Here is an 11,357-nt window from a genome sequence, read left to right as displayed (position 1 = left end):
GTTCAAGCGTCAGATGCCGGGCCGTCTGGTTGGCGTCACCGTCGACGCGCAAGGCAAGCCCGCGCTGCGTCTCGCGCTGCAAACGCGCGAACAGCATATCCGCCGCGAAAAGGCGACGTCGAACGTGTGTACCGCCCAGGCGCTGCTCGCGATCATGGCCAGCATGTACGCGGTCTATCACGGCCCGCAAGGTCTGAAGACGATTGCCTTGCGCGTGAACCGCATCGCCGCGTTGCTCGCAGCGGGCGCGAAAAAGCTCGGCTACACGCTGGTCAACGAGACTTTCTTCGACACGCTGACGTTCGAAACCGGCGCGCGCACTCAGGCGTTGCACGACGCCGCAACCGCGAAGCGCATCAACCTGCGCCGCGTGAGCGACACGCGCGTTGGCCTCTCGATTGACGAAACCACCACGCGTCACGATCTGGCTGATCTGCTCGCCGCATTCGCGCAAGCCGCGTTTGTGAACGACGTGCCGCAAATCGACGCACTCGACGCTGAACTGCCTGCGCAAAGCACCGTGCCGGAGGCGCTCGAACGCACCAGCGCCTACCTCACGCATCACGTGTTCAACCGCCATCACTCGGAAACGGAAATGTTGCGCTACCTGCGCAGCCTCTCCGACAAGGATCTGGCGCTCGACCGCTCAATGATCCCGCTCGGCTCCTGCACGATGAAGCTGAACGCGACCTCGGAAATGCTGCCGGTTACGTGGCCAGAGTTCGGGCAGATTCACCCGTTCGCACCGGCCGAGCAAACGGTCGGCTACCGCGAAATGATCGACCAGCTCGAACAGATGCTGGTGGCCGCCACCGGCTATGCCGCCGTGTCGCTGCAGCCGAACGCCGGCTCGCAAGGCGAATATGCCGGTCTCTTGATCATCCATGCTTACCACGCGTCGCGCGGCGAAGGGCATCGCAACGTCTGCCTGATTCCCGCCTCGGCACACGGCACAAACCCGGCGTCTGCGCAGATGGCCGGCATGCAGGTCGTCGTCGTGGCTTGCGATACGCAAGGCAACGTAGACCTTGAAGATCTGAAGGCGAAGGCCGCGCAACACGCGGACAAGCTCGCCGCCATCATGATCACGTACCCGTCGACGCACGGCGTGTTCGAAGCGAACGTGCGCGAGATCTGCGAAATCGTGCATGCGCACGGCGGACAGGTTTATGTGGACGGCGCCAATATGAACGCCATGGTCGGCCTCACCGCGCCGGGCCAGTTTGGCGGCGACGTGTCGCACCTGAATCTGCACAAGACCTTCTGCATTCCGCACGGCGGTGGCGGACCGGGCGTCGGTCCGGTGGCGGTCGGCGCGCACCTCGCGCAGTTCCTGCCCAATCAGACGTCGTCCGGTTATGAGCGTTCACCGCACGGTATTGGCGCCGTGTCGGGCGCACCTTACGGTTCGGCTTCGATCCTCCCCATTTCGTGGATGTACATCGCGATGATGGGCGCGAAAAACCTCACTGCCGCCACCGAAGTCGCGATTCTCAACGCCAACTACGTCGCCAACAAGCTCGCGCCGCACTATCCGGTGCTGTACTCGGGCCCGGGCGGACTGGTGGCGCACGAATGCATTCTCGACCTGCGTCCGATCAAGGAAACCAGCGGCATCACCGTCGACGACGTCGCCAAGCGCCTCGCCGACTACGGCTTCCACGCGCCGACCATGAGCTTCCCGGTGCCGGGCACGCTGATGGTCGAGCCGACCGAATCGGAATCGAAGGAAGAACTTGATCGCTTCATCGAAGCGATGATTGCGATTCGCGAGGAAATCCGCGCTGTCGAAGAAGGCCGCTCGGACCGTGAAGACAATCCGCTGAAGCATGCGCCGCACACCGCTGCGGTGGTGATTGCGAATGACTGGAAACATGCTTACCCGCGCGAAACCGCGGCGTATCCGCTGCCGTCGTTGATCGCGAAAAAGTACTGGCCGCCGGTCGGCCGTGCCGACAACGTGTATGGCGACCGCAATCTGTTCTGCTCTTGCGTGCCGATCGCGGATTACGCGTAACGGCGCCGCGGCTTCAGGACTGAACCGCGTACCACCTTACGGGGGTGCGCGGTCCTGTCGTTCGCGCCCGGGAACGGCTAACATCACACACCGAATCAGCCTAACGAAGGAGTTTCGCATGGCGCGAAAGGTGCTAATGATGCAAAGCCGGAGCCACTCGAGGCCCATGTTGTCCTGGCAGGCGGCGGGCACCCCGCTGGCCGTGCTGCTGGTATGTGGCGCCGCCATGCTGCCGGCGCGACAAGCCCGCGCAGCAATGAATTTTTGTGCAGCGCCCGCGCTGCAAACCAGTGAGCGCACCAATGCCGATCCTGGCGTAAAGGCGTTGGTCAGCAACGTGGCAGCGCATCTGAACGACCCCGCGCACGCCGTGGCGAAGCTCCATACCGAGGGCACGCTGCCGCACGAGGGCATCTACGATCAAAGCGTTCAGGCAGAGCAGGATCTCGATCTGATGCGCGACGCCGCACTCGCCTGGCGCGCTACTAGCGACGATCGCTACCTCAAGCTGGTCGACCGTCTGCTCTATGCGTGGGTGACCACCTATCAGCCGAGCTTCAACCCAATCGACGAAACCCGTTTCGAAGGTCTGATCCTCGCCTACGACATGACGGCTAGCGCGCTGCCCGTGAAAACACGCAACGCATCGATGGCGTTTCTGACGAAATTCGCTAATGGCTACATCGCGCAGATCGACGCTCAACCGCGTCCGCTGACCGGGACCTTTCGGAACAACTGGCAAAGTCATCGGATCAAGCTGATTGCGATGGCGGCTTTCACGCTCGACAATCGCAAGATGATCCTCGCGGCACAGCGTCTGTTCGTCGAGCACATTGGCGACAACATCGCGCCAGATGGTTCGACGGTGGATTTCAAGGAACGCGACGCGCTGCATTACGTGACCTACGATCTGCAGCCCCTCGTGACGGCTGCACTCGCAGCGCGCCGTCATAACCGCAACTGGCTGGTGGAGAAGGCGAGCAACGGAGCGACGCTCGCGGCGGCGCTCAACTGGCTGATGCCCTACGCGTTGGGCACCAGGACGCATGAAGAATTCGTGCATTCGGACGTGCCGTTCGATGCCAAACGTCGCGAAGCGGGCCTGCCCGGTTATACCGGGCAGTGGGATCCGAAGAACGCGACGGAACTGTTTCACCTGGCCGCCCGGCTCGATGGCCGCTACACGCCCATCGCGTTGGGTCTGGCGCCCACTCCGCCCGCTTGGCTCGCCGTGTGCCTGCCATTGCCGGCACGTTAAATTCGCTTTTCTTATTTGCAGGAGCAGTAATGGCAGTCAGCGTGTTTGATCTCTTCAAAATCGGCATTGGTCCGTCCAGTTCGCATACGGTCGGGCCGATGCGCGCGGCGCTGATGTTCGCCCAAGGGCTCGAACGCGATGCGCTGCTGCCTGCCACGGCTTCGGTCAAGGTGGATCTGTGCGGCTCGCTCGGCGCAACCGGTAAAGGTCACGGCACCGATCGCGGCGTAATGCTCGGCCTGATGGGCGACGCGCCTGATACCGTCGACCCCGACACGATCACAGAGCGTCTGGATGCGGTACGCACCTCGCGCTCATTGGCGTTGCTGGGTACGCATCCGGTGCCGTTCGTGCAGAAGGATCACATTTCGTTTTATCGCCAGGCGCTTGCCGAGCATCCGAACGGCCTTACGCTGCGCGCGTTCGACGCCCAAGGCGCGGTGTTGCGCGAAGCGACCTATCTGTCGGTGGGCGGCGGCTTTGTCGTGACGGCTGGAGCGCCGAACACGAAAGTGCTGAGCGCCGTCGATCAACTGCCGCATCCGTTTCGCAGCGGGAATGAGTTGCTGGCGTTATGCAAATCCACCGGCAAGAGCATCGCGCAACTGATGTGGGAAAACGAGCGCGTCTGGCACACCGAAGAAGAAACGCGCGCCGGCTTGCTGAAAATCTGGGCCGTGATGCAATCGTGCGTCGCACGCGGGTGCGGCATCGGCAATCCGGATGCAGATGGCACGTTGCCGGGGCCATTCCAGGTGAAGCGCCGCGCGCCGCAGTTGTATCGCTCGCTGTCGGGCAACCCTGAGCTGGCGTTGCGCGATCCACTGTCGATGGTCGACTGGATCAATCTGTATGCGATCGCCGTCAACGAAGAGAACGCGGCTGGTGCCCGCGTCGTCACCGCGCCAACCAACGGCGCAGCGGGCATTATTCCGGCCGTGCTGCATTACTACACGCGTTTTATGTCCGGTTCGAACGAGCAGGGGGTGATCGACTTTCTGATGACTGCTGCGGCAATCGGCATCCTCTACAAGCTGAATGCGTCAATTTCCGGCGCGGAAGTGGGCTGCCAGGGCGAGGTGGGCGTGGCCTGCTCGATGGCGGCTGGCGCGCTCGCGGCAGTGATGGGCGGCACGCCTGCACAGGTCGAGAATGCCGCCGAGATCGGCATGGAGCACAACCTTGGCCTTACCTGCGATCCGGTGGGCGGTATGGTGCAGATTCCCTGCATCGAGCGCAATGCGATGGCGTCGGTGAAAGCGGTCAACGCGGCACGCATGGCGTTGCGCGGCGACGGTAGCCACTACGTATCGCTGGACTCGGTGATCAAGACGATGCGTGAAACCGGCGCGGATATGAAGACCAAGTACAAGGAAACGTCGCGCGGCGGCCTGGCCGTAAATATCGTTGAATGTTGATGTTGTTGAGGCACGTTGCATACGTTTAGCACGGGTCTCGCAGCGCCGTTGATGTAGCGCGAGACTGCTCTGCCTCGGTGACATCTGCGGTGGAGTCAGCGTAAGCTGTCGAGGCCCATTTGCATGACCGATCTGTTTGGAGGTTTTACCGCAATGCCGTCATCCACCGTTCCTGCATCCGCCACCACCACTGGTGCGCGTCTTCTGGTCGATGCCCTGCTGACGCACGGCGTCGAACGCGTTTTCTCCGTACCGGGCGAGAGTTTTCTTGCCATACTCGACTCGTTGCATGACGAGACCGAACGCATTCAAACCATCGTCTGCCGGCACGAAGCCGCTGCCGCCAACATGGCGGAAGCTGTCGGCAAACTCACTGGTCGCCCCGGCATCGCGCTTGTGACGCGCGGGCCCGGCGCGACGCATGCCTCGATCGGCGTGCACACGGCGTTCCAGGATTCGACGCCGATGATCCTGCTGATCGGACAATGCGCGCGTGAACATCTTGACCGCGAGGCTTTCCAGGAAATCGACTATCGGCGCATGTTCGGCCAGATGGCCAAATGGGTCGCGCAGATCGACGACCCGCGCCGTATTCCCGAATACATGAGTCACGCGTTTCACATCGCGACTTCGGGGCGCCCCGGTCCGGTGGTGCTGTCACTGCCGGAAGATGTGCTGAGCGAGGCGTGTCCTGTTGTGCCAGGCGTGCCCGCTTACCACCGCGTCGCGGCGTCACCGTCGGCGGCACAGATCGAGCAACTCCGTCAGTTGCTCGAAGGCGCCAAACGTCCGATGGTGATCGCTGGCGGTAGCGGTTGGACACCGGCGGCTTGTGCTGATCTGCAGCGCTTCGTCGAGAACTGGAAACTGCCGATTGGTCTCGCGTTCCGCTTTCAGGACACACTGGATAACGATCACCCCAACTATGCAGGCGACGTGGGCCTCGGCATCAATCCTGCGCTTGCTGAGCGCATCCGCGATGCGGATCTGCTGCTTGCGCTGGGGCCGCGTTTAGGCGAATCCACAACCGGCGGCTACACACTACTCGACATCCCTAAGACCAAGCAGACGCTGGTGCACGTGCATCAAGGCGCAGAGGAACTGGGCCGCGTGTATGCGGCGGACTTGCCGATTGTGTCCGGTATGCCCGAACTCGCGGCGATGTTGGCTGCACTGCAACCTGCCGGTCAACCCGCATGGGCAGGTGCGGCGGACGCGGCACACCGCGCCTATCTCGAATGGCGCACGCCACGACCGATTCCCGGTGACGTGCAGATGGGCGAGGTGATCCAGCAGCTACGCGCACACCTGCCTGCCGACGCGATCGTAACCAATGGCGCGGGCAACTACGCCACCTGGCTGCATCGGCATTTTTCGTATCGACACTTCCGCTCGCAAGTTGCCCCGACCAGCGGCGCGATGGGCTATGGCGTGCCGGCCGCGATTGCGGCGAAGTCGCTCTATCCGCAGCGTGCGGTCGTTGCGCTGGCGGGCGACGGTTGCTTCATGATGGCCGCGCAGGAACTGGCGACCGCGATGCATTACGACTTGCACGTGCTGTTTATCGTCGTGAACAACAGCCAGTTCGGCACGATCCGCATGCATCAGGAGCGGCACTATCCGAACCGCGTGCATGGTACGGGCGTCACCAATCCGGACTTCGCGGCGTTCGCGCGATCATTCGGCGCGCATGGCGAAGTCGTTGAGCGTACCGAGGATTTCCTGCCAGCACTGGAGCGAGCCACTGCCGCGAAGCGTGCAGCGTTGATCGAGATTCGCATGACGCAGGAAGCGAGCACACCGGGCGCAACGTTGGAGCAGATCCGCGAGCAAGGTCGCAAGTTGCGCGCGGCGCAGTAATACGTCGTTGACGGTCGTGCGGGTGGTGTTGTTAGGCGCGCTTGCCATGCCGCGTTGTCACCGTGGCAGGCTCACCACCCGGCGCGTCTACGCGGCAACCACCGCCAGGGCGCCGAGCTCCTTCATCAATGCAGGTTTGCGGGCCTCGATCACGTCCGCCTGAATCTGATAGATCACCGCCTTGATGAGTTCAGTCTGGCTCAACGTCGTGTCCTGAATGAGCACTGTGATGTCTTCAGCAATACGAGGCGTCACCTTCATGGAGAGACGTCGGCGTGCCACGCCGCGTTGCTCCTTGAAGCGCTCCACGGTGAGACGATGTGCCTTCAGCAATCGTTCCCTAGGGTACTCGCCTGAGGCAAAACGATGCAGATAAAGGGTCATCAGGACCTTGCGAAAATCTGTGGAGCTCGCGCTGTCCACGGTGTATGCGGCGAGGTCGAGCATGTCGAGGTATATGGCTGGCAGTTGCGCCTCGATGGCCTTCACCTCCCGCTGACGCGCTTCACGAATCGCGGGCGTGGACTGCGCCGGGATGGCTACCACCTCCTCGCAGTGATCGCAGACTGCGGCGAGGATATTCCGCGCCTCGCCCTTACCGTCGCTAAACGGCACATTGCGCCGCACGAAGGTGGTACTCACGAGCCGCTGGCAGCACTCGCAAATCGCCTTGCTCTTCTCACCTTCTTCATACAGTTTTGTGTTCATGGCCCCGCTCACTGGTGAACGCTAATAAACATGGTGTCTGGGTCGCCAACAAAGTAGAACTTGACGTACCCCCCCCCAGACGCAATGACATGCACATCGACCGATGCAACCTTGTAATGCGGCGACGACGTGTGCTGCGTCCCATCGCTGTTGACGACGAGACGCTCGACAAACTCTGACGTCACCTCTCCCATTGCCAGCAGGTTTTTGACATTGATGTCGTGGCGCGACTCATGCTGAAACCTGCCGGACCGAAGCGCGGCAATCACCGCTCGCCTCACCAACCTATAGTTAACTGGACCTGTCAAAAGCACCCCCGAATTATACGACGTTTGTCGTACGATATGTCAAGCAACATGATTCACACATCGCCATAATTGTTGAGGACTTTTGATTGATGGAGCAGTCGTCCAAATGGCCAATGGCACGACGGCATGCATTGGGAACTGGACGAACCCAAGCAAACGCGGGAGAAGTTATGCCGTCCGGCGGGGCGCGCAGCGTGACGCTGGAGCGGATGAGTGCTTTGTCACTGAGGTGGGTATCGCGAGGGGCGATCTCGTCTCGGACCGCTCCGACTGGGGTGCAGAGGTGGACACCTACAAGCTGGCGGTGTGAGCCCGCTTTCTTTACTTACTTTCTTTGCGGCCGCAAAGAAAGTGAGTGCCGCCCCGCACAGGGGCAACGCAAATAGACCGATAACAATGCAAGGAAAGGCCAACGCCCGTGGGCATACAACAAAAGATCCGACTCCGACAGACCATCAGAAATCTCGACAAGGCCAAAACTGCAACGCAACTGAGAACCTAAACCGATGATGAGAAATCGAGAATAGCCCAAAGCAAAAAGAACAAAGCCCCACGAGCCAAAACAGACCCGCGGGGCAATGCATACAACGCACTAAAGCAAACGCCTGGAGCACAACAACTAAAAACACAGCCTCTCAAGCGCCGCCAGGCAAAACCAAATTACTTACCACCGACGCTCTGCAGCGTAGTCCACTTCCCATCGACAACCTTATACAGCGTGATACCACCGTTCTTCAGATCACCCTTCGTGTCGTACTCGAGGTGAGTGGTAGTCACAGCCGGGATATCGGTCTTAGCCAGCAAAGGCAGATACTTGGCCGGATCCGTCGAATTAGCCTTCTTCATCGCGTCAAACATAGCCATCGCGCCGTCATATGCGTACGGCGAATACGTCTGCACGTCTTCGTTAAAGCGCTTCTTGTACTTGGCAACATAATCAGCACCGCCAGGCATCTGATCCAGCGGCAGACCCGCCAGCGATGCCACCGTACCATTAGCCGCGTCACCTGCGAGTTGCAGGAAGGTCGGCGTATGAACCATCTCACCGCCCATCAACGGAGCCTTGATACCTAACGTCTTCATCTGCTTGACCATCGGTGCGGCTTGCGAATCTGCGCCACCGTAGTAGATCAGATCCGGGTTGACCGACTTCAGCTTGGTCAGGATCGACTTGAAGTCGACAGCCTTGTCGTTCGTAAACTCACGGTCAATGATCGTGCCGCCTGACGCCTTCGCTGCCTTCTCGAACTGATCGGCAAGACCCTGGCCGTATGCCGTGCGGTCGTCAACGATCGCGATCTTCTTCATGCCAAGATTCTTCACCGCGAACGCGCCGGCCACCGAGCCCTGCTGCGTGTCGGACGTCATCATCCGGAACGTTGTCTTGAAGCCTTGCTGCGTGTATTCCGGCGCCGTCGCCATGGCGATTTCGGGGATGCCCGCGTTCGCGTAGATGCGCGAAGCCGGGATCGTCGTACCCGAATTGAAGTGACCGAGCATGCCCTTGATGCCGTCGTCCACCAGTTTCTGCGCAACCGTCGTACCGGTGCGCGGGTCAGCCTGGTCGTCTGCCGAATCCAGCACGAAGTGCACTGGCTTGCCGCCGATCACCGGCTTCGAGGCATTCATTTCTTCGACAGCCAACGTGATGCCGTTCTGGAAGTCTTTACCATAGTGAGCTTGTGCGCCCGTCATCGGACCAGCAAAACCAACCTTTACGTCTTCGGCCTGCTGAGCCTGTGCGGTCCCCGCCAGCGACATGGCTGCGACGAGCGCGGCGCCTGCCAGCTGGTTCATCTTGTGTTGCATAGCTTCTCCTTGGTACCAGGTGTAGTGGAGCGGTTCCGTGGTCGTCGTGCCGCTTCCGTTTTATTGAATCGATCGTTAAAGATTCGCTCAACCGATCGTCATCAAATTCGCATTGCCGCCTGCAGCAGCCGTGTTCACACTGACCGAACGCTCCGTCAGCAGACGTTCGAGCGCGTAGTCCTCGTCGCCGCTTTCCAGTGCGCGTGCCGCCACGCCCTGCACCGAAACAATCGGCCCGGAGCGCTTCGCGACTTCCTTCACCAGCGCGAGCAGTTCGTCGCTATCGCCTTCGAACAGCACCGCGCCAAACGGTGTATCGGGGCTCTTCTTCACGCTCGCAAACGGCTTGAGCGCAGCGGGCAGCGTCGACACCAGCTGCTCGCCGGCTGCGCCTTCAAACAGCGCGCGATTGCCAGTAGCCAGCGCAGCCGCGAATTGTACGCGTGCGCCGCTTGCCGTCGACGCCACGCACAGCACCGTGCCGCGCGCTCCGAGGGTGTAGGTGTTGCGCTCGCCTGTTGGCCCCGGCAACACCGCCGTCGCTCCCGCGAGCCCTTGCGACAGGTACCCGTCACAACGTGCAGCCAACTGAGGCTGGCGTTCGGCAATGAGCCAGTCACGCAACGTGGTCAGCGCCGAGGTCGGATTGTCGCTGTTTTCAGCCACCTGCGGCGTATCGGCGATCAATGCCTGCATCAACGTCTTCGGCAATCCAGCCGGACGCGTGGCCAACAGACGCTGCAGATACAACGCGCCACCCGCCTTCGGACCCGTGCCCGACAACCCTTCGCCACCGAACGGCTGCACGCCGACCACGGCGCCCACCACGTTACGGTTCACGTAGATGTTGCCGACGTGCGCGCGGCTGATCACGTGCGCAATCGTCTCGTCGATGCGCGTGTGGATGCCGAGCGTGAGGCCGTAGCCGGTCGCACGGATCTGCTCGAGCAGTTTGTCCAGCGCGTTGCGGCGGTAGCGCACCACGTGCAGCACCGGGCCGAACACTTCGCGCTTCAGTTCATCGATACTGTCGAGTTCGATCAGTGTCGGCGGCACAAATGTGCCTTGTGCGCAGCCATCCGGCATTGGCAACTGCTCGACCTTGCGACCCTTCTCACGCATCGCCGCGACGTGCGCGTCAATGCCGCGCTTGGCTTCCAGGTCGATCACCGGACCAACGTCGATCGACAGGCGATCCGGATTGCCCACCCCCAGTTCTCGCATCGCGCCCGTCAGCATCTCGAGCGTGCGGTCCGCAACGTCGTCCTGCAAACAAAGAACGCGCAACGCGGAGCACCGTTGACCGGCGGAGTCAAATGCGGAGTTCAGCACGTCCGCCACCACCTGCTCTGCGAGCGCCGAGGAATCGACAATCATCGCGTTCTGGCCACCGGTTTCGGCGATCAGTGGAATCGGCTTGCCGTCGGCGTCCAGACGTGCAGAGAGCGTCTTGTTGATGATGCGAGCCACCTCGGTCGAACCGGTGAACATCACCGCCCGCGTGCGGGCATCGGCCACCAGCGCCGCACCAACTGTCTCGCCATTGCCCGGCAGTAGTTGCACCGCGCCCGCCGGCACCCCAGCTTCACGCAGAATCCGCACGGCCTGCGCCGCGATCAGCGGGGTTTGTTCCGCCGGCTTCGCGAGCACGGTGTTGCCCGCAGCCAGCGCGGCCGCTACCTGTCCCATGAAAATCGCCAGCGGGAAATTCCACGGGCTGATACACACCACCGGACCGAGCGGACGGTGCGTGTCGTTGGAGAATTCGGTGCGAATCTGCGCCGAGTAGTAGCGCAGGAAATCGATCGCCTCACGGATTTCCGATACGGCGTTCGGCAGCGACTTGCCTGCTTCCCGTACCACGAGGCCCATCAGCGTGTGCATCTGCGCTTCGAGCAGATCGGCTGCGCGTGCGAGGCAATCGGCGCGGGCTTCGACCGGCGTCGCCTGCCAGATCGGCGCGGCGGCGACCGCATGCG

General features: G+C 61.7%; 8 protein-coding genes. 4 read left to right on the top strand and 4 right to left on the bottom strand.

Annotated features, from left to right (window positions below):
- From gcvP to WCA85_RS14975, 4 genes are all read left to right on the top strand, one after another.
- Positions 1 to 2,017: aminomethyl-transferring glycine dehydrogenase (gene gcvP / locus WCA85_RS14990; RefSeq protein ID WP_424065118.1), on the top strand; the 2,017-nt coding region annotated here is incomplete at its 5' end.
- Positions 2,018 to 2,135: 118 nt separating this feature from the next.
- Entirely contained in the window at positions 2,136 to 3,275 is a 1,140-nt protein-coding gene (locus tag WCA85_RS14985; RefSeq protein ID WP_424065116.1) for an alginate lyase family protein, read from the top strand.
- 29 nt (positions 3,276 to 3,304) lie between these two features.
- Complete coding sequence (locus tag WCA85_RS14980; protein ID WP_424065115.1) at positions 3,305 to 4,693, top strand: L-serine ammonia-lyase; 1,389 nt, start codon at positions 3,305 to 3,307, stop codon at positions 4,691 to 4,693.
- A gap of 153 nt (positions 4,694 to 4,846) precedes the next feature.
- Positions 4,847 to 6,553, top strand: a complete 1,707-nt coding sequence (locus WCA85_RS14975) for a thiamine pyrophosphate-binding protein (protein WP_424065120.1) — start codon at positions 4,847 to 4,849, stop codon at positions 6,551 to 6,553.
- 87 nt (positions 6,554 to 6,640) lie between these two features.
- Here the strand turns inward: WCA85_RS14975 and WCA85_RS14970 are convergent, their stop codons facing one another.
- The 4 genes from WCA85_RS14970 to WCA85_RS14955 all read right to left on the bottom strand — a co-directional run.
- Positions 6,641 to 7,261 (bottom strand): hypothetical protein, encoded by a 621-nt coding sequence (locus WCA85_RS14970; RefSeq protein ID WP_424065114.1) that lies wholly within the window; start codon positions 7,259 to 7,261, stop codon positions 6,641 to 6,643.
- Positions 7,262 to 7,269: 8 nt separating this feature from the next.
- Positions 7,270 to 7,530 (bottom strand): hypothetical protein, encoded by a 261-nt coding sequence (locus tag WCA85_RS14965; RefSeq protein WP_424065112.1) that lies wholly within the window; start codon positions 7,528 to 7,530, stop codon positions 7,270 to 7,272.
- Between the two features lie 699 nt (positions 7,531 to 8,229).
- Positions 8,230 to 9,378 carry a branched-chain amino acid ABC transporter substrate-binding protein gene (locus WCA85_RS14960; RefSeq protein ID WP_424065110.1) on the bottom strand — a complete coding sequence of 383 codons (1,149 nt, stop codon included), beginning with the start codon at positions 9,376 to 9,378 and terminating at the stop codon, positions 8,230 to 8,232.
- An 87-nt stretch (positions 9,379 to 9,465) separates the two neighbouring features.
- Positions 9,466 to 11,357 (bottom strand): L-glutamate gamma-semialdehyde dehydrogenase (locus WCA85_RS14955; RefSeq protein ID WP_424065109.1); only part of this gene is annotated, 1,892 nt, incomplete at its 5' end.

The sequence above is a fragment of the Paraburkholderia sp. genome (assembly GCF_049581445.1).
Classification (GTDB): Bacteria; Pseudomonadota; Gammaproteobacteria; order Burkholderiales; family Burkholderiaceae; genus Paraburkholderia.
This window is presented reverse-complemented; position numbering and strand designations above follow the sequence as displayed.

Bases quoted from the DNA above. Each gene is read 5' to 3' on its own strand.
- WCA85_RS14975 (WP_424065120.1), top strand. From the start codon at position 4,847: ATGCCGTCATCCACCGTTCCTGCATCCGCCACCACCACTGGTGCGCGT.
- WCA85_RS14985 (WP_424065116.1), top strand. From the start codon at position 2,136: ATGGCGCGAAAGGTGCTAATGATGCAAAGCCGGAGCCACTCGAGGCCC.
- WCA85_RS14960 (WP_424065110.1), bottom strand. From the start codon at position 9,378: ATGCAACACAAGATGAACCAGCTGGCAGGCGCCGCGCTCGTCGCAGCC.
- WCA85_RS14970 (WP_424065114.1), bottom strand. From the start codon at position 7,261: ATGAACACAAAACTGTATGAAGAAGGTGAGAAGAGCAAGGCGATTTGC.
- WCA85_RS14980 (WP_424065115.1), top strand. From the start codon at position 3,305: ATGGCAGTCAGCGTGTTTGATCTCTTCAAAATCGGCATTGGTCCGTCC.